Genomic DNA, 18023 nt, shown 5'->3' on the forward strand with positions numbered 1-18023 from the left:
TTGCGACGAATGACCACGCTCTCCATGCGCCCCTTGCATTGAGTCATGCAAAAGGAGGAGTGCGATTCCGTGGAAACACGGAGGCCGCCCTGCCCTTCTTGTTAAGCAATTTCTGGGACCTTTCCGCCAAAGCAAGAATTGGAAATGCTTTTTGGGAATGCCTGGGAATTTCTGATGTTCAAGATCAAGTCGATTGCCGCCCGCCTGATCCTCGCCATCGCGCTCACCGTCGCAGTCGCCTGCGCCATCCTCTCCGGCTTCTCGATCACCCAGCAGCGGGCGCTGACGCGGCTCGCGCTCGATCAGCAGCTCAAGCTGCAATATGACAGCGTGATCGCGGCCATCGACTATGAGGGCCGTTCGGCGCTGGCAGTCTCTGCCGCGATTGCAGCGCTGCCGCCGGTGGGCGATGCCATCGTCAAGGGCGACCGCGACGCGCTCGGCATCCTGCTCGGCGACGCCAACAAGGCGCTGAAGGCGCAGGGTATCCCGCTGATCACCTTCCAGCTCCCGCCGGCGGTCTCGTTCTATCGCGTGCACACACCAAAAAGCTTCGGCGACGACGTCTCGGCACGCCGCGCCACCGTGGTCGAGGCGCTCAAGACCGGCCGGCAGATCGTCGGTGTCGAGCCCGGCCGCGAGGCGCTCGGCATCTTCGGCATGACGACGATCGTGCGCGACGGCAAGAACATCGCCAATGTCGACATCGGCGCCGCCTTCGGCAAGGAATTCGTCGACCGCGCCAAGAAGCGCTTTGGCATCGACCTTGCGGTCTATTCGGTAGACGGCAAGAACCTGAACAAGCTGTCCTCCACCTTCGAGACCGCGGTCGCCAAGCCGGACGAGCTGAAGGCCGCGATCGACGGCGCGCCGCTGCTGCGCGAGGCCGAGCTCGACGGTCATCCGGTCGCGGTCTATGCCGGGCCGATCAAGAACTATGCGGGGCAGCCGGTCGGCGTGCTCGAGATCATCAAGGACACGACGGAATACGAGGCCGCGTTCTCCACCGCCGAGCGCAACCTGATCCTCGGCACGGTCGCGATCCTCGCCGCCGCCATCCTGCTGGCATTCCTGCTCGGACGTGGCCTGTCGCGGCCGCTCACCGCGATCACCGCTGTCATGAACCGGCTGTCGAGCGGCGACACCAGCGTCACCATTCCCGGCAGTGAGCGCCCGGACGAGCTCGGCACCATGGCCAAGGCCGTGGACGTGTTCCGCCAGAACATGCTCGAGGCCGGTGCCTTGCGCGAAGCGCAGGAGGCCGACAAGGCCAAGGCGGAGATCGAGAAGCAGGCGCTGCAGCGCCAGATGGCCGACCGCTTCGAAGCCGACGTCAAGGGCGTGGTCGCCGCGGTCGCCAAGGCGACCGAGGGCATGCAAAACGTTGCCGGCGAGATCACGTCGAGCGTCAACGGCACCTCGCAGCGCGCCTCCGCCGCGGCGACGGCCTCCGAGGAAGCCTCGACCAGCGTCAATGCGGTCGCGGCAGCTACGGAAGAGCTGGCTTCGTCGGTCAGCGAGATCGGCCGTCAGGTCACCCATTCCAGCGAGGTCGCCAGCAACGCCGTGGTCAAGGCGACCGAGACGACCGAGATGGTCACGAGCCTTGCGGCCTCCGCCGAGCGGATCGGGGACGTGTTGCGGCTGATCAGCGAGATCGCCAGCCAGACCAACCTGCTGGCGCTCAACGCCACGATCGAGGCGGCGCGCGCGGGCGAGGCCGGCCGCGGCTTCGCCGTCGTCGCATCGGAAGTGAAGGAGTTGGCCAGCCAGACAGCGAAGGCGACGGACGAGATCGCAAGCCAGGTCTCGGCGATCCAGGCCGCGACCGGCAATTGCGTCACCGCCATCTCCGGGATCAGCGACACCATCCGCGAGATCAGCGGCATCGCCACGACAATCGCCGCCGCCGTGGAGGAGCAGGGCTCGGCGACGCGCGAGATCGCCCGCAGCGTGCAGCAGGCCTCGGCCGGCACCACCGACGTCTCAGCCAATGTCGCCGGCGCAAGCCAGGCCGCCGACCAGTCGCGCGCGCTGGCAGGCAATGTGATGGTGGCTTCGGGTGAGCTTGGGCACCATGCATCAGCTCTGATGAAGAGCGTGGATACGTTTTTGGCGGGGTTGCGGGCTGCGTAGTCTTTACCTCTCCCCGTAAGAACGGGGCGAGGTAGCACGCCACCTTTGCGGCGCAACCGCCTCACGCCACCAGCGCGGCGTTGTCGTCGGCGGCCTCGATGCCGCGTTGCGCGGCCAGGAGGCTGATGATCTCCGCATTTGGGCGGGCCTTGCTGAACAGAAAGCCCTGGCCTTCGTCGCAGCCTTCGGCGCGGAGGCAACTCAGCTCGGCTTCGGTCTCGACGCCCTCGGCGGTGATGGTGACGCCAAGGCCTTTGCCGAGGCTGACGATGGAGCGGATGATCGCCTGCGCTTCGCGGTTGGCGCCGAGGTCGCGCACGAAGGACTGGTCGATCTTGATCTTGTCGAACGGGAAGCTGCGCAAATAGCTGAGGCTGGAATAGCCGGTGCCGAAATCGTCCATGGAGATGCGCACCCCGAGCGCGCGCAGCGCATGCAGCGTCGCCAGCACCTGGGCGCTCTTCTCCAAGAGCAGCGTCTCGGTGATCTCGAGCTCGAGCCGGCGCGGCGGCAGGCCGGACTGTTTCAGCGCATCCGTCACCATCGCGAGCAGGCTGCCGCTGCGGAACTGGAGCGGCGACAAATTGACGGCGACGCGGACGTCGTCCGGCCAGCTCGCGGCATCCAGGCACGCCCGGCGCAGCATCAATCCGCCGAGCGGATTGATCAGGCCGGTGTCCTCGGCGACCGGGATGAACTCGGCCGGCGAGACCATGCCGCGCTCGGCATGCGGCCAGCGCACCAGCGCCTCGAAACCGGTGATGCGGCCGCTCTGGAGGTCGATCAGCGGCTGATAATAGGGGCGCAGCACATCGTTACGGATCGCATCGCGCAGCTCGACCTCGATCTTGCGCCGGCTCTGCGCTTTTGCATCGAGCGCGGCCTCGAAGAAGGCGAAGCTGCCGCGCGCATCCTGCTTGGCGCGCGACAGCGCCATGTCGGCGCTCTTGAGCAGCTTCTCGGAGTCGTCGCCGTCGCCCGGCGCCATCGCGATGCCGATCGAGGCGCCGATCACCACGGAATGGCCGTCGAGCAGATAGGGGTCGGAGATGGCTTCCAGCAGGCGTTTTGCGAGGCCCGCCGCATCCTCGGGCCGCGTCAGCCCGCCCTGCACGATCGCGAACTCGTCGGAGTTGAGCCGCGCCAACGCATCCTCTTCGCGAAGCGTCGAGCGCAGCCGCTTGGCGACGCCGCGCAAGAGCTTGTCGCCGATCGCATGCCCCAGCGTGTCGTTGACCGCCTTGAAATTATCGAGCCCCAGCATCAACAGCGCGACCCTCTCGGCGCTGCGCCGCGTGTGCAGCAGCATCTCGTCGACCTGCTGGCGCAGCAGATTGCGGTTCGGCAGGCCGGTCAGGCCATCGTGCTGGGCCATGAAGGCGAGCCGCGCCTCGGCGCGCTTGCGCTCGGTGATGTCCATCAGCGCGAGCAGCACCGCGGGCCGCTCGGCATAGGTCAATTCGCGCGAATAGATCGCAAGGTCGATCAGCGCGCCGTCGGCCTTGACGTGCTTCCAGGTGCGCGCTGCCTGCTCGTCGCTTGAGCGATCCGTGGTCCAGGGCGACTCGCTCTCGAACGCCTGAAGGCTGCGGATCGTCAGCTTCTCGAACTCGGCGCGGCTATAACCGTAATGCGCGATCGCGGCGTCGTTGACGCCGAGGATGCGCTCGTCGTCCAGCGCGCAGACGATCATGGGCACGGGATTGCCGTCGAACAGCAGGCGGAACGAGGCCTCGCGCTGCTTCAATTCGGTGATGTCGACGCGGAGGCCAACGACGCCACCGTCGTCGGTGCGGCGTTCCTCGATCAGGATGACGCGGCCGTCCGCCAGCTTCTGCTCGTGGCGCTTGCCGGGCTCATAGAGCTTTTTCAGCCGCTCGGCGATCCACTCGTCCTCGTGGCCGGCGGCTTCCGGATAGTCGCCGCGGGCGACACCGACGCGCAGCGTGTCTTCCAGGCGCGCGCCCTCTTCGAACAGATCGGCGGTCTTGCTGTAGATCTCGGAATATTGCTTGTTCCAGAGGACGTAGCGGCCTTCGGGGTCGAGGATCACGATGCCCTGCGGCAGCAGGTCGACGGCCTGGCGCAGCCGCTCATGCGATTTACGCGCGTCCGCGATTGCGGCCTCTGCCTCTGCGCGGCTCTGCACGAGCTGGTCGCGTTCGGCAGGACGCGCGCGCGAAAAGCGCGGCTTGCGGGGCTGTCGGCCAGCCCCGGCGCGCACGCTTTGCTTTCGCTTTTTTGCTTTTTGAGACCCCAAACTCAACTTCACACGTCCTAGCCGCGCCCAGCGGCCGCAAGTGTTGGAGCAAGTGTCTGAAAAAAAAGTAATCTTTGGTGGTGTGGCCGCGCCCCGGCCGCCGAAGACCCGGTTGCCATGCCTGTTTACGAGGCGCAGACGGGCCAAACGGCGCACCGGACCGGGCGCTTTGTCGCGATCGGAAATAGACACGATGCAAAAACGCGCGCTCTCCATGAATCAATTCCGGACGCGCGTCCGATTGCATGCAGGATCGTGGCGGGACTCGCTCCGCGCACGAATTTTGGTCAAAGCAGGATACGGTTATCGCGCCGTTAAAAATCGCACGGCGACGCCGGAAAATCTGCGACTTTTGACCAAGCTAGTTCGAGATATGGATGGTGGGTGTTGCGCGTGCCCTCGCGCTGGACCAGTGCGAACAGCTCCGCCGCATGCGCGCCGCGCGAGCCGCGTCATAAAAAATGTCAGGACGAAATGCCCTCTCGCGCGAGGGCATGATGTCGCCCGTCCATGACGGCTGTAAAGACGGCGTGAGGCGGCGCCCGCCTGACAAGCCTCATCCTTAACCCTGGCGCGGCGTTGGGTTATAAGGATGTCAGCATGAGTCCCCGCCGCATCGCCCTCATCCTGCTCGTCATGACGCTCCTGGCCGCCGGCGACGCGCTGGCCCAGGACAAGGGCAGCGTCACCCCGAAGCCGCTGCCGCCGCTGGCCAATCCGAACGATCCGCATCTCGGCGCCAAGGAGCTGTTCGCGCGAAAACTGCTGCCCTCGACGGGGCCGGCGCATGTCGTCGGCTCCTATAGCAAGGGCTGCATCGGCGGCGCCACGCAGATGCCGCTCAACGGCGACAATTGGCAGGTGATGCGGCTGTCGCGCAACCGCAATTACGGCCACCCTGATATGATCGCGCTGATCAAGCGCCTGGCTGCCAAGGCGCACAAGGACGCGGGCTGGCCGGGCATTTTGGTCGGCGACATCGGCCAGCCGCGCGGCGGCCCTGCCTTGTCGGGCCATGCCAGCCACCAGATCGGGTTGGACGCCGACATCTGGCTGACGCCGATGCCGGATCGCCGGCTCTCGCGCGATGAGCGCGAGGAGATGTCGGCGGTGATGATGGTGCGGCAGGACCGGCTCGACATCGATCCGAAGGTGTTCACACCTAGCCATGTGCTGGTGCTGCGCGACGCGGCACAGGAACCGGCGGTGCAGCGCATCTTCGTCAATGCCGCGATCAAAAAGGCGCTGTGCCGCGAGGCCAAGGGCGACCGCTCCTGGCTGTCGAAGATCAGGCCGTGGTGGGGCCACGACTATCACTTCCACATCCGCATGCGCTGCCCGGCGGGCGCCGGCGACTGCGAGGGCCAGCCCTCGCAATCCGAGGACGAGGGCTGCACGCCGTCCGACCTCGCCTATTGGTTCTCGGACGCCGTGCTGCATCCAAAACCGCCGCCGGAGCCGCCGAAGCCGAAACCGCCGATGACGCTGGCGCAGATGCCCGCGGCCTGCAAGGCGGTGCTGCATGCAGGGGACGCGAAGCCGTAGGGCGTGCTGTTGCCTCACTCTCGGCGTCGTCCCGGGGCGCGAAGCGAGCCCGGGACCCATAACCACAGGGAGCGGTTGTGGCGCGACGCAGGTCACTCCGAATCCCGGTAACCACACCCGCCTGTGGCTATGGATCCCGGGCTCGCGCTGCGCGCGCCCCGGGATGACGGAGTCATGACTGGCTCCTATCCACTGGAATGCGGTAGAATGCACTGCCCCGAGGCCGTAAGCCCGCGGCATTTCGGGATGCGCATCCCGTCCATCAACAACCCTGACCGCAAGCCGCGCCCTCGCGCGGCCAACGATGAGAATTGACATGCGCGTCCTCACCCTCCTCGCTGTGCTTTCGCTCAGCGTGACCTCCGCCCTGGCTGCCGAGGAGCCGAGTGGCTGCGACAAGTTCAAATGGCCGATCGAGCGCGAGCGCGCGGCGCTGACGGCGCCGGATCGTGCCAAGCTGGCCTCGGGGGCCGAGCAGGCCGCGCTGCCGGCGGCCGCCATCACGCTGGGGCTGGTCGCGCCGCAGGAGGCCAAGCTGCCGACGCCGCCGGAGCGGGCGCCGAAGGACGGTACCTTTGCCGGCTTCACCAGCATCAAGACGGCGAAGGCCGGGCTCTACACGATCAGCCTGTCCAGCGGGGCCTGGGTCGACGTGGTCCAGGACGGGCATTTCCTCAAGCCCGTGGCGTTTAGCGGCGCCACCGATTGCGACGGCATCCGCAAGACCATGAAATACGAGCTCTCGGACAAGCCGTTCGTGCTCCAGGTCAGCGGCGCCAAGGATAATGCGCTGTCGATCGCGATCCTGCCGGCCCAATAGATCCTCCGTCGGTCAAACGGTCGCCTTTGACCTGAAGCCCCGGCCTGCTATGTTTGCACTGCGATATCCCCGCCGGCCGTAAGCCGCTGCGGGGACACGTGGAACAGCGCTTCCGCCCGTCGCGACCAGACCTAACCCAACGCCAGATTTGCGTGTGCATTTGCGCGCGCGAGCTCGCACGGAGCGCATCCATGATTCGTATTGCCGGACTTTTCACCGCCTTCGTCATCCTCGCGGGCGCGAGCCTCTCGCCTGCAGCCGCCGAGGACAAGACCATCACCGTGTTCGCCGCGGCGTCGATGAAGAACGCGCTCGACGAGATCGACGCCGCCTACACCGCCAAGACCGGCGTCAAGTTCAGCGTCAGCTATGCCGCAAGCTCGGTGCTCGCCAAGCAGATCGAGCAGGGCGCGCCGGCCGACGTGTTCGTCTCGGCCGATACCGACTGGATGGACTACGCGATCTCCAAGAAGACGATCAACGAGCCGACTCGCGTGAACCTGCTCGGCAACAGCATCGTGCTGATCGCGCCGAAGGATTCCAAGGTCGACAACGTCACCATCGCGCAAGGCTTCGACCTCGCCAAGCTCGCCGGCGACGGCAAGATCGCAACCGGCGACGTCAAGTCGGTGCCGGTCGGCAAGTATGCCAAGGCCGCGCTGGAGAAGCTGGGCGCCTGGCAGGCCGCCGAGCCGAAATTCGCCATGGCCGAGAGCGTGCGCGCCGCACTGACGCTGGTCGCCCGCGGCGAGGCCGCGCTCGGCATCGTCTATTCCACCGACGCCAAGGTCGAGCCCGGTATCAAGATCGTCGGCACCTTCCCGGCGGATTCGCATCCGGCGATCATCTATCCAGTTGCGGCGACCACGACCGCGAAGCCGGAGACGAACGACTACCTCGCCTTCCTGCGCTCGACGGCCGCCAAGACCATTCTGGAAAAATACGGCTTCAAGTTCCTGGTCAGCCCGACAACCTGATTTTTGCGACTTGATTTTGCCACCTGATATTACGACTTGATGCTCGACATTTCTCCCGCCGAATGGACGGCGATCCTGCTCTCGCTCAGGGTCGCCGTCATTGCCACGCTGGTCGCAACGCCGTTCGGCATTGCGCTGGCATGGCTGCTCGCCCGCAAGGATTTCTGGGGCAAGTCGGTGCTCGATGCCGTCGTGCATCTGCCGCTGGTGCTGCCGCCTGTCGTCACCGGCTATCTGCTGCTGCTCACCTTCGGCCGCCGCGGCCTGGTCGGCGGCTTCCTCGCCGATCATCTCGGCATCGTGTTCGCATTCCGCTGGACCGGCGCCGCGCTCGCCTGCGGCGTGATGGCGTTTCCGCTGCTGGTGCGGCCGATGCGGCTGTCGATCGAGGCGATCGACCGCCGGCTCGAGCAGGCAGCCGAGACGCTCGGCGCCGCGCCGTGGAAAGTGTTCTTCACCGTGACGCTGCCGCTGGCGCTGCCCGGCGTGCTCGCCGGCATGGTGCTGGGCTTTGCCAAGGCGATCGGCGAGTTCGGCGCGACCATCACCTTCGTCTCCAACATCCCCGGCGAGACCCAGACGATTTCCTCGGCGATCTATTCGCTGATCCAGACGCCCGACGGCGATGCGGCGGCGGGCCGGCTCGTCATCGTCTCGATCGTGCTGGCGATCGGCGCGCTGATCGCCGCCGAATGGTTCGCCCGCCGCGCCACACAGCGCTTGCACGGGAATTGACCATGCTGCGCGTCGACATCGAAAAGAAGCTCGGCGAGTTCTCGCTGTCCGCATCCTTCACCGGCGAGGGCCGCGTCATCGGCCTGTTCGGCGCCTCGGGCGCCGGCAAGAGCTCGCTGGTCAACATGATCGCCGGGCTGTTGCGGCCCGATCGCGGCACCATCGTGATCGACGGCGACACCGTCGACGACACCGCGGCCGGCATCCATGTGCCGACCTATCGCCGCCGCATCGGCTATGTGTTCCAGGACGCGCGGCTGTTTCCGCATTTCAGCGTCGCGCAAAATCTCGACTACGGCCGTCGCATGAACGGGCTTGCGCCTGATCCCGGCCAGCACAAGCGCATCATCGACCTGCTCGACATCGGCGCGCTGCTCGACCGCCGTCCCGGAAAGCTTTCCGGCGGCGAGCGCCAGCGCGTCGCGCTCGGCCGCGCGCTGCTGTCGAAGCCGCGACTCCTGCTGCTCGACGAGCCGCTCGGCGCGCTCGACGAGGGCCGCAAGCTCGAGATCCTGCCCTACCTGGTGCGGCTGCGCGACGAAGCCAATGTTCCGATGGTCTATGTCAGCCACGACGCCGCCGAGCTGCGCCAGCTTGCCACGCAAATCGTGATGCTGAAGCAGGGTCGCGTGACGTCGTTCGGCGGGGTGAAGGTGCTGACGTAGGGCGACGTGCGTGTGCTGGTGACGTCCCGTCCTTGCCTCACCACCGCAGTCATGCCCCGGCTCGACCGGGGCATCCAGTACGCCGCGGCTGCTCCGTGTCCGCGCACCGTCTCTGGAATACTGGATTGCCCGCTTTCGCGGGCAATGACAGCGAGGTGTGTCTACCAGCCGCGATCGACGTTGCGAACCTCACCGGTGCGGGCATCGACATCGACCTCCATCCAGCGACCACTGCGGTCGCGGCCTTCGATCTGCCATTCATCGCCGAGGAAGTTCGTGTGCGAGACCGTCATGACGCCGATGTCGGTCGCGACGTCGAGCGCGACTTGCATCGAGATCTGGTCGCCGGTGTCGTAGGCCATCGCCGGCGCAGCCGATCCGAGACCGATCGCGACGATGGCAGGCAAGATGAAACTTCGCATGGAACTGCTCCTGTCAAAGACGTTGACCGTCACGCGAAGAACGAGCAACGCAGCAGGGTGTTCCGGAACCGGCGGTCACGAAGGCGCGCAAATCTTCAGCGGTTGCGGCGATTTGGCGGCGGTTTCGTGCGAACTGCACCACGCCATCGGAGCGCATTCAGCACGCACCAGCATTGCAAGCGCAGCGACGACCCCTTCGTAGGGTGGGCAAAGGCGCGCTCTTCGCGCGCCGTGCCCACGTCTTCTTTTGGTGGGCACGGCGCAAGGGCGCCTTTGCCCACCCTACGGCAGCAGCGTCCACGGTGGCGTCAGACCCCCGCCACCGAGGTCCACACATCCGCCAGCTTGCGCCGCAGCGCCTGCCGGCGCGTCAGCGGCGCGGGCGGCTCCTCGTCCTCGGGCAGGCGCAAGCCGACGACGTTGACGCGGCCGCCGGAGATGCTGCGCGCGACCAGCACGATCGCGTCCAGCGGCAGCTCGGCGCCCTCTTTCGGCGCGCGGTCGAGATGGACGTCGAAATAGTCGGCGAGCGTCAGCTTGCCCTCGTCCTCACTGATCTTGACGCCGTAGATCTCGGCAAGCTCGGCCAGTGTGTGCTCCCCGGAGACCATGAAGTCGCCGAGCAGATGCGGATCGGGCGCCGAGCTCGGCTGCATGTCGACGAAGAAGCGGTCGAGCGCCTCGGCCTTCTCCGGCGGTGCCAGCAGATAGATGTAGTCGCCGGGCGCGATCGGATCGGCTTCCGTCGGCGTCAGGATGTTCTCGTTGCGGATCACCAAGGTTGGCTTGGACCAGGACGGGATCAGGCCGCGGCGGAAATAGAGGCTCTTGGATCGCACCGGATAGCCGACGAGCTGCTGCTCGAGCTGGCCGGGCAGATCGAGCTCGACGCGGCGCGGGCCACGCTCGGCGCGCGGCAGCGCAACGTGCAGCTTACGCGCGGCCGGCGCCAGCGTCCAGCCCTGCAGCAGCAGCGAGATGATGACGACGACAAAGGCGACGTCGAAATAGAGATAGGCTTTTGACAAGCCGACCAGCATCGGGATCGAGGCCAGGAAGATCGCGACCGCGCCGCGCAGGCCGGTCCAGGCGATGAAGATCTTTTCGCGCCAGTTGAAGCGGAACGGCGCGAGGCACACGAATACCGCGAGCGGCCGGGCCACCAGCATCAGGACCAGCGCGACGGCGACGGCCGGCAGCACGCTGGCGCCGAGCCGGCTCGGCGAGACCAGCAGGCCCAGCAGCACGAACATCACGATCTGCGCCAGCCAGGTCGCGGCATCGAGGAAGGTGACGACCGAATTATGCGCGCGGGTCGGGCGGTTGCCGATGATGATGCCGGCGAGATAGACCGCGAGAAAGCCCGAGGCATGCATGATCTGCGAGCCGCCGAAGATCACCAGCGCACCAGTGGTGACGAACGGCGCATGCAGGCCCTGCGGCAACGCCACCTGGTTCAGCGCGATGACGACGAGCCGTCCGCCGATGACGCCGACGACGGCGCCCAGCACCGCCTCCTGGACGAACTCCATCAGCACATGGCCGGGCGAGCTCGAGCCGAGCGAGATGTATTCCACCAGCATCAGCGTGAGGAAGATCGCGAACGGATCGTTGGTGCCGGATTCCGCCTCAAGCGTCGCGCCGACGCGTGGGCGCAGGCGCAGCCCCTGGGTGTGCACCAGCAGGAACACGGCGGCGGCGTCGGTCGAGGCGACCACGGCGCCGACCAGCAGCGATTCCGCCCAGTTGAGATCGAGCGCAAATTTCGCGAACGGCGCCGTGACCAGCGCGGTCAGCAGCACGCCGACGGTAGCGAGCACCAGGGACGGGGCGAGCACGGTGCGGATGCTGGCAAAGCGCGTCTTCAAGCCGCCGTCGAACAGGATCAAAGCGAGGGCCACCGAGCCGACCAGATAGGTGGTGCCGACGTCATTGAACTGGATCTGCCCGGGGCCGGAATCCCCGGCGAGCATGCCGATGGCAAGGAAGACGAGCAGCAAGGGCGCGCCGAAGCGCAGCGCAAGCAGGCTCGACAGGATACCGGCCATCACCAGGACGGCGCCGAGCAAAATGGCGAGGCTGAAGGAGTCGAGGGAGGCCATCCACCTTCCGGGTACAAATCGCTGGATTTTCATCCTTATCGTCGGCATTCCCCCGCGCCAACCCATTTTCGCGGCTCGCGGCAATCTGCCCGTATTTTGCGGCCTTAACGCGCCTCACTTCACGGTGTATCGATGGCCGGGCCGCACCCTTTGTGGGATTCTGCGGCGCCCTCGAATCAATCCTCTCCCCGCCTTCCGACGAGACCGATGGACATGGACCTCAAAGACTTCATGGAGTTCGTGCAGACGACCGCGCGCAGCGTCGGGGCGGAGATTTCCTCGCCCTGGTTCTACCTGCAATTTGGTCTCATTCTCGCGGCAGCCGGCCTCGCCTATGCCGCGGAAGCCGGCATTCGCAATCGCGTCGACATGACATCGCTGGCGATGGGCTGGCCGCTGCCGCTGCGGCACTTCTCGCGGGTGATGATGTCGAGCGCCTCAACGGCGGTGTTCACCCTGCTCGTGATCGTCTGCCGCGTGGTGATGTACCATGCGACCTGGCCGAGCCGCTCCTATCTGCTGATGGTCGCGGCCAAGATGGGGCTGGCCTGGCTCGTGATCCGGCTGGTGACCTCGGTCCTGCGCAACGCCTTCATCGTCAAGCTGGTCTCGATCACCGCCTGGTTCGTCGCGGCGCTGTCCATCATCGGCCAGCTCGATTCGACCGTCGATCTGCTCGATTCCTTCGCCATCGTGCTCGGCGGCCTCAGGCTGACGCCGCTCCTCGTCATCAAGGCCGGCGCGCTGCTGCTGATCGCGCTCTGGGCCACCAACATCGCCAGCAATTTCGCCGAGAGCCGGATCAATTCGACCACCGATCTGACCCCGTCGGTGCAGGTGCTGCTGGTCAAGATCATCCGCATCGGGCTGCTTGCCGTCGCCATCGTGATCGCGCTCGGCGCGGTCGGCATCGACCTCTCGGCGCTCGCGGTATTCTCCGGCGCGGTCGGCGTCGGCATCGGTATCGGCCTGCAGAAGATCGTCGCCAATTTCATCTCGGGCATCATCCTGCTCGCCGACAAGTCGGTGAAGCCGGGCGACCTCGTCACCATCGGCGACAACACCGGGCGCATCAGCGCGATGAAGACGCGCTATATTTCCGTCGCCGCAGGCGACGGCCGCGAATTCCTGGTGCCGAACGAGGACCTGGTGACGCAGAAGGTCGTCAACTGGACCTATACCGACAAGAACACGCTGGTGAAGATCGCCTTCGGCACCAATTACGACGCCGACCCGCGCGTGGTCACCAAGCTCGCCGCCGAGACCGCCGCCGCCCATCCGCGCGCGACGAAGGGCAAGCCGCCGAACAGCATTTTGACCGAATTCGCCGAGGCCGGGATGAAGTTCTCGCTGACCTTCTGGATCGCGGACCCCGACGGCATGGACAACGTCAAGAGCGACGTCATGCTGGCGCTGTGGGACGCCTTCAAGCGCGAGGGCATCCGGGTTCCCTACCCCGTCCGCGAAATCCGCGTCCGCGGCGGCGCCCTGCCGGTCGAAACCACCGTAGAAGTCCCGAATTAGGCCCGCTTTCGGGCGCAAAGACCACGCTCGGCTTGCATGAAGGCCGGCAATCATTAAATTAGGGCCTGAAATCAAGCCTTTCCGCCGATATCGAGACCATTTCAGAAGATAGCACCCGCATGAGCTACGTTGAAGCCACCGACACCTCCCTGCGCAAGACGGGACAGATCAAGCTGCACGGGCCGAGCGCCTTTGCCGGCATGCGCAAGGCAGGAGCGCTGGTGGCGAAGTGCCTCGACGAGCTCACCGACATCGTCGGCCCCGGCGTGCCGACCTCGAAGATCGACGAATTCGTCCGCGACTTCGCCTTCAGCCACGGCGCCTATCCGGCTACACTGATGTATCGCGGCTATCGTTACTCGACCTGCACCTCGCTCAACCACGTGGTCTGCCACGGCATGCCCGGCGACCGTCCGCTGAAAGAGGGCGACATCGTCAACATCGACGTCACCTTCATCGTCGACGGCTGGTACGGCGATTCCAGCCGGATGTATGCGGTCGGCCCGATCGCGCGCAAGGCGGAGCGGCTGATCGAGGTGACGTATGAGGCGATGATGCGCGGCATCGCCGCCGTAAAACCCGGCGCCACCACCGGCGACATCGGCCACGCCATCCAGAGTTTTGTCGAGCCGCAGGGCATGAGCGTGGTGCGCGATTTCTGCGGCCATGGCCTTGGCCGCATGTTCCACGACGAGCCGAACATCATCCATATCGGGCGGCCCGGCGAGGGCGTGCAGCTCAAGCCCGGCATGTTCTTCACCATCGAGCCGATGATCAATCTCGGCAAGCCGCATGTGAAGATCCTGTCCGACGGCTGGACCGCGGTGACCCGCGACCGCTCGCTGTCGGCGCAGTTCGAGCACTCGGTCGGCGTCACCGCCACGGGCGTCGAGATCTTCACGCTGTCGGAGCGGCACGGCGAAAAGCAGATCGGCTGATTTCAGACTCCGGCTCGATCGAGACGTTCGAGCTTGCCGACCACGCGGCGCCATCCGGCGACGCCGTCGCGTGATGACGCATCAGATGCCGGGCGGAACGATTCAGGCGCGAAACGGATCCGCATGCGCCGCAACCAGCTTCACCAGGTCGGCCTGGCGGTGCACGCCCGTCTTGGCGAACAGACGTTGCAGATGGGTTTTGACCGTGGTTTCGGCGATCCCTAGCGCCGCGGCCGTCTTCGGCACGCCGGTGACACTCATCATGGCCTGAAGAACGCGAACCTCGCCGGGTGTGAGCTTGTAGCGCCTGGCGACCGTTTCGAGCGGCGGCGGTGCGTAGGCCGAGACCTTGCGAACGAAGATAGCGGCCACGGCCGAATGAACCCTGCCTTGCCGACGGCGGGCGCCCGAGGTGAGCGGCAGCACGTGGGCAAACCAGCCATGGTCCGACTGCTCCAACAGCGGCACCGCGATCCCGCTGACGCCGATCGCGCCGTCGCCGTCGTTCGCGGCAACCAGGAGGTCCCGCAGGATGCGGGCCGCGTGAGGATCGACGGCGGTCAGCACGTTTCGCGGGCGGCTCAAGACCGTTCCGCTGTCGCACAACGCCTGGCCGGCCTCGTTGACGAACACGATCCGGCCAGAGCTATCGACGAGATAGACGCAGGAGCCGATCGCATCGAAGGCATCCGACAGGGCTGACGACCCCTCCCTGTGAACGTCGATCACGTTCCCGATCAGCACGGCGCGCCGCATATGGGGGACCAACAGCCGCATCCGATGGCGCATGCCATCGTCGACCAGCCCCTGCCTTTCGTTGCGAAACACCCCGAAGAGGGCGAAGCCGTTCGCCGATTTGTCGAGGGTCGCGGCAAGATGATCGACCCAGCCGTTGGGTTTCGCCCACTTCTGGTAGACCGGCGTGGCGACGAATTCCTCGTAGGGCATGAGATCAGCGATGCTGTAGATGTCCCCGACCTCGAAAAAGAACTGGCTAACGGTGACCGGATCGAACCGCACATGATCGTTGAAATATGCGGTGAGGGCATCCGCGGGCATGTTCCAGTTGTATCGGGCCGCCCCTTGCCGCGCGACGACCTCCTTGGAGTAGAGCGATGCTGCCGTTCCGCCGACGAACTGACATGTCTGCTCGAGGACGTCGGTCCATAGTGCTGAATCGAGGGCGGCATCGTAGATGTCCCCGATCAGGTGCGATACCAGATCCACGTCAACCATCGTTCGGCAGCTCCATCATCCGATCGGTTGGTAGCGGTATCCTGGAAGAACGACGTCCTCCGAATGGAGGATGGTGTGGGCGACGAGACCTTCACGCTGTCGGAGCGGCACAGCGAGAAGCAGGTCGGGTCGTAATACCCCGTCATTCCGGCGTGCTGCGCAGCAGCGAGCACCCCGGAATGACAACCAAACTACTATCGCCGCCGACGGAATGACGACGGCGGCCGCTTGTAGGTCGCGACAAATGCATCGTTGAATCTGCGCACGCTACCGAAACCGGCGGCGAAGGCGATCTCCGCCAATGTCATGCTGGTCTGGTCGATCAGACGCTTGGCTTCCTGCACACGGCGGGTCGCGGCGATCTCGCTCGGGCTCGCACCGGCGTGACGCATGAACAGGCGGAGCAGATGGCGTGAGCCCACTCCCAAGACTTCCGCAAGGTCCTTCATCGACGCGCGATCGAGAAAGCCGTCATTGATCAGGCGCATCCCGCGCGCGACGGTGGTGGCCGTGCCCATCCAGGCCGGCGAGCCCGGCGCCGTTTCCGGCCGGCAGCGCAGGCACGGACGGAAGCCGGCGCGCTCGGCGGCCGCCGCTGTCGCATAGAAGGTGACGTTCTCGGAGCGCGCCGGGCGAACCGGACAGACCGGCCGGCAGTAGATCTTCGTCGAGCGAACGCCGGAAAAGAACAGGCCATCGAAGGCACGCGCACGCGCGAGGCGCGCCCTGTCGCAGGTCGCCCAGTCGAGATGCGGTGGCAACGCCGATGGCTGCGCGGAAACCTTCGCCATGATGCAATGATAATTCATCCGACCTCGCCGGGTAGCTGAAATCGGACTCGGTCGGGCGATGAGGTCCGAATTCAGCCAGCCTGCGCCGCCGCGCCGGATCATGGTCCCGGTCCATCCGGGAGCAGATTCGCATGAGCACGCAGGCGCAACGAACGACGTCAGGACAAATCACTCTCGTCATCGAGATCGGGCTTCTGCTGCTGCTCTCGCTGATCTGGGGCAGCTCGTTCACGCTGATCAAGGTCGCGATCGCAGCGATCCCGCCGTTCACGATGGTTGCCGCGCGCGTGACGATCGCGGCCATCCTTCTGGTCGGGATTGCCCATGCGCAGGGACACGCCCTTCCCCGCCGAGGGTCAGTGTGGGCCGCCTTTTTCGTGCAGGGACTGCTGCAAAGCGCGCTGCCCTTTACCCTGATCAGTTGGGGCGAGATGCATATCGCAAGCGGTCTTGCCGGCGTGCTCAATGCCACCCCGCCGATGTTCGTGCTCGCGATCGCGATGATGACCGGACGCGGACGGCAGGCCGTCACCAGGTGGAAGATCATCGGTGTCGCGCTCGGCCTTGCGGGCGTCGCGCTTACGATCGGCACCGACGCGCTGTCCGGGATCGGCACGACGGCGCCGCTGGCGCAGGCGGCCGTGGTGGGCGCCAGCCTGTGCTATGCGCTCGCACCCATGTGGGGCCAGCGGTTCTCGAAGCGTCCCGCCATCGTCACGGCGGCCGGCGCGATGAGTTGCGCTGCGATCCTGATGCTGCCCGCGGCTGCCGTCCTCGAACGGCCATGGGCGCTGCCGCCCCCACCGCGGATGCCATCGCGGCGGTGATCATCCTCGCGGTCATCTGCACGGCCTTTGCGATGGTGATCTATTTCCGCCTGATCCGCACGCTCGGCCCGCTCGGCACCACCAGCGGGAGCTACCTGCGCGCGGGATTCGCCGTGGCGCTGGGCATCGCCTGGCTGGGCGAGCGCTTCACCTGGTCGAGCATGGCCGGAATGGCGTTGATCCTCGCCGGGGTCGTCGCCATCACGATGCCGCCATCGGCGCGGACCGGCCGGGGCAATTGAAGGTTGCAAAAACGGCAATCCGCGGCGATGCTCCGGGCCCGATGCCCGCCAAGCCAGACCACGACAAGAGCAAGCCGGAGGACGCGCCGCACTATCACGGCCATCGCGAGCGGCTGCGCGAGCGTTTCTACAGCGCCGGCGCGGACGCGCTCAGCGACTACGAGCTGTTGGAGATGGCGCTGTTTGCGGCGCTGCCGCGGCGCGACACCAAGCCGCTGGCGAAGACGCTGATCAAGACATTCGGCTCGTTCGCCGAGGTCGTGCACGCGCCGGTGGCGCGCCTGCGCGAGGTCGACGGCGTCGGCGAATCCGCGATCAACCAGCTCAAGCTGATCGCGGCCGCGGCGCATCGCGTCGCCAAGGGCGAGGTCAACAGCCGCAACGCGCTGTCGTCCTGGAACGAGGTGATCGACTATTGCCGCAGCAGCATGGCGTTTGCCGACAAGGAACAATTCCGCCTGCTGTTCCTCGACAAGCGCAACCAGCTCATCGCCGACGAGGTGCAGCAGACCGGCACCGTCGACCACACCCCGGTCTATCCGCGCGAGGTGATCAAGCGCGCGCTGGAATTGTCCGCGACCGCGCTGATCCTGGTGCACAATCATCCCAGCGGCGATCCCTCACCCTCGCAGGCCGACATTCAGATGACCAAAGCGATCATCGACATCGCAAAGCCGCTCGGGATCGCCGTGCACGACCACATCATCATCGGCAAGAACGGGCATGCGAGCCTGAAGGGGATGCGGCTGATTTGAATGGCGTCCCCTCTTGGAGGCTAATCTTGGAGGCTAAAGCGGACCTTA

The 18023-nt window shown here is 66.0% G+C and carries 16 protein-coding genes; 11 read left to right on the forward strand and 5 right to left on the reverse strand.

All coding sequences use genetic code 11. The annotated features are described in order from the left end of the window. The first annotated feature begins 174 nt into the window (after positions 1–174). Complete coding sequence (locus AAFG16_RS44805; protein ID WP_342735547.1) at positions 175–2136, forward strand: methyl-accepting chemotaxis protein; 1962 nt, start codon at positions 175–177, stop codon at positions 2134–2136. Between the two features lie 61 nt (positions 2137–2197). Here the strand turns inward: AAFG16_RS44805 and AAFG16_RS44810 are convergent, their stop codons facing one another. Beyond that, positions 2198–4360, reverse strand: coding sequence for an EAL domain-containing protein (locus AAFG16_RS44810; protein ID WP_342735549.1), 2163 nt, complete (start codon positions 4358–4360; stop codon positions 2198–2200). Between the two features lie 636 nt (positions 4361–4996). Here AAFG16_RS44810 and mepA point away from each other — a divergent pair. The 5 genes from mepA (at position 4997) to modC (ending at position 9138) form a co-directional block, all read left to right on the forward strand. Next, the gene (mepA, locus tag AAFG16_RS44815; protein ID WP_342735551.1) at positions 4997–5941 is read left to right on the forward strand and encodes a penicillin-insensitive murein endopeptidase; all 945 of its coding nucleotides are present in this window, start codon (positions 4997–4999) and stop codon (positions 5939–5941) included. A 316-nt stretch (positions 5942–6257) separates the two neighbouring features. Further along, complete coding sequence (locus tag AAFG16_RS44820; RefSeq protein ID WP_283082540.1) at positions 6258–6761, forward strand: hypothetical protein; 504 nt, start codon at positions 6258–6260, stop codon at positions 6759–6761. A 191-nt stretch (positions 6762–6952) separates the two neighbouring features. Next, positions 6953–7738 (forward strand): molybdate ABC transporter substrate-binding protein, encoded by a 786-nt coding sequence (gene modA, locus AAFG16_RS44825; protein ID WP_342735555.1) that lies wholly within the window; start codon positions 6953–6955, stop codon positions 7736–7738. A gap of 39 nt (positions 7739–7777) precedes the next feature. Next, the gene (gene modB, locus AAFG16_RS44830; RefSeq protein WP_342735557.1) at positions 7778–8473 is read left to right on the forward strand and encodes a molybdate ABC transporter permease subunit; all 696 of its coding nucleotides are present in this window, start codon (positions 7778–7780) and stop codon (positions 8471–8473) included. 2 nt (positions 8474–8475) lie between these two features. Continuing rightward, on the forward strand, positions 8476–9138 hold the full coding sequence (modC, locus tag AAFG16_RS44835; protein WP_283082543.1) for a molybdenum ABC transporter ATP-binding protein: 663 nt from the start codon (positions 8476–8478) through the stop codon (positions 9136–9138). A 161-nt stretch (positions 9139–9299) separates the two neighbouring features. Here the strand turns inward: modC and AAFG16_RS44840 are convergent, their stop codons facing one another. Beyond that, complete coding sequence (locus AAFG16_RS44840) at positions 9300–9560, reverse strand: hypothetical protein (protein WP_342735559.1); 261 nt, start codon at positions 9558–9560, stop codon at positions 9300–9302. Positions 9561–9868: 308 nt separating this feature from the next. Beyond that, positions 9869–11662 carry a potassium/proton antiporter gene (locus AAFG16_RS44845; RefSeq protein ID WP_283082545.1) on the reverse strand — a complete coding sequence of 598 codons (1794 nt, stop codon included), beginning with the start codon at positions 11660–11662 and terminating at the stop codon, positions 9869–9871. Positions 11663–11869: 207 nt separating this feature from the next. Between AAFG16_RS44845 and AAFG16_RS44850 the strand changes: the two genes are divergently transcribed. Further along, positions 11870–13186: a mechanosensitive ion channel domain-containing protein gene (locus AAFG16_RS44850; protein WP_283082546.1), complete on the forward strand. Its 1317-nt coding sequence runs from the start codon at positions 11870–11872 to the stop codon at positions 13184–13186. Between the two features lie 119 nt (positions 13187–13305). Further along, entirely contained in the window at positions 13306–14124 is an 819-nt protein-coding gene (gene map / locus AAFG16_RS44855; protein WP_283082547.1) for a type I methionyl aminopeptidase, read from the forward strand. 102 nt (positions 14125–14226) lie between these two features. Here the strand turns inward: map and AAFG16_RS44860 are convergent, their stop codons facing one another. Then, positions 14227–15360 carry a helix-turn-helix transcriptional regulator gene (locus AAFG16_RS44860; protein ID WP_342735564.1) on the reverse strand — a complete coding sequence of 378 codons (1134 nt, stop codon included), beginning with the start codon at positions 15358–15360 and terminating at the stop codon, positions 14227–14229. A gap of 194 nt (positions 15361–15554) precedes the next feature. Then, positions 15555–16151, reverse strand: coding sequence for an Ada metal-binding domain-containing protein (locus AAFG16_RS44865; RefSeq protein ID WP_342735566.1), 597 nt, complete (start codon positions 16149–16151; stop codon positions 15555–15557). Between the two features lie 131 nt (positions 16152–16282). Here AAFG16_RS44865 and AAFG16_RS44870 point away from each other — a divergent pair, with 131 nt between their 5' ends. The 3 genes from AAFG16_RS44870 to radC are packed head-to-tail and all read left to right on the forward strand — an operon-like array spanning position 16283 to position 17975. Beyond that, on the forward strand, positions 16283–16978 hold the full coding sequence (locus AAFG16_RS44870; RefSeq protein ID WP_342735568.1) for an EamA family transporter: 696 nt from the start codon (positions 16283–16285) through the stop codon (positions 16976–16978). Next, a complete protein-coding gene (locus tag AAFG16_RS44875; protein ID WP_342735570.1) occupies positions 16936–17220 on the forward strand; it encodes an EamA family transporter in 285 nt (94 codons plus the stop codon). Before AAFG16_RS44870 ends, AAFG16_RS44875 begins: the two co-directional genes overlap by 43 nt. 41 nt (positions 17221–17261) lie before the next feature. Continuing rightward, complete coding sequence (gene radC / locus AAFG16_RS44880; RefSeq protein WP_342735572.1) at positions 17262–17975, forward strand: DNA repair protein RadC; 714 nt, start codon at positions 17262–17264, stop codon at positions 17973–17975. Positions 17976–18023: the final 48 nt, after the last annotated feature.

It is taken from the genome of Bradyrhizobium sp. B117 (assembly GCF_038969555.1).
Taxonomy (GTDB): Bacteria; Pseudomonadota; Alphaproteobacteria; order Rhizobiales; family Xanthobacteraceae; genus Bradyrhizobium.

Excerpts from the sequence above, each read along its gene's own strand:
- AAFG16_RS44870 (WP_342735568.1), top strand. The coding sequence starts at position 16,283 with ATGAGCACGCAGGCGCAACGAACGACGTCAGGACAAATCACTCTCGTC.
- AAFG16_RS44850 (WP_283082546.1), top strand. The coding sequence starts at position 11,870 with ATGGACATGGACCTCAAAGACTTCATGGAGTTCGTGCAGACGACCGCG.
- AAFG16_RS44820 (WP_283082540.1), top strand. The coding sequence starts at position 6,258 with ATGCGCGTCCTCACCCTCCTCGCTGTGCTTTCGCTCAGCGTGACCTCC.
- AAFG16_RS44860 (WP_342735564.1), bottom strand. The coding sequence starts at position 15,360 with ATGGTTGACGTGGATCTGGTATCGCACCTGATCGGGGACATCTACGAT.
- modA (WP_342735555.1), top strand. The coding sequence starts at position 6,953 with ATGATTCGTATTGCCGGACTTTTCACCGCCTTCGTCATCCTCGCGGGC.
- modC (WP_283082543.1), top strand. The coding sequence starts at position 8,476 with ATGCTGCGCGTCGACATCGAAAAGAAGCTCGGCGAGTTCTCGCTGTCC.
- radC (WP_342735572.1), top strand. The coding sequence starts at position 17,262 with ATGCCCGCCAAGCCAGACCACGACAAGAGCAAGCCGGAGGACGCGCCG.
- AAFG16_RS44840 (WP_342735559.1), bottom strand. The coding sequence starts at position 9,560 with ATGCGAAGTTTCATCTTGCCTGCCATCGTCGCGATCGGTCTCGGATCG.
- AAFG16_RS44865 (WP_342735566.1), bottom strand. The coding sequence starts at position 16,151 with ATGGCGAAGGTTTCCGCGCAGCCATCGGCGTTGCCACCGCATCTCGAC.
- modB (WP_342735557.1), top strand. The coding sequence starts at position 7,778 with ATGCTCGACATTTCTCCCGCCGAATGGACGGCGATCCTGCTCTCGCTC.
- AAFG16_RS44875 (WP_342735570.1), top strand. The coding sequence starts at position 16,936 with ATGGGCGCTGCCGCCCCCACCGCGGATGCCATCGCGGCGGTGATCATC.
- AAFG16_RS44845 (WP_283082545.1), bottom strand. The coding sequence starts at position 11,662 with ATGGCCTCCCTCGACTCCTTCAGCCTCGCCATTTTGCTCGGCGCCGTC.
- AAFG16_RS44805 (WP_342735547.1), top strand. The coding sequence starts at position 175 with ATGTTCAAGATCAAGTCGATTGCCGCCCGCCTGATCCTCGCCATCGCG.
- mepA (WP_342735551.1), top strand. The coding sequence starts at position 4,997 with ATGAGTCCCCGCCGCATCGCCCTCATCCTGCTCGTCATGACGCTCCTG.
- map (WP_283082547.1), top strand. The coding sequence starts at position 13,306 with ATGAGCTACGTTGAAGCCACCGACACCTCCCTGCGCAAGACGGGACAG.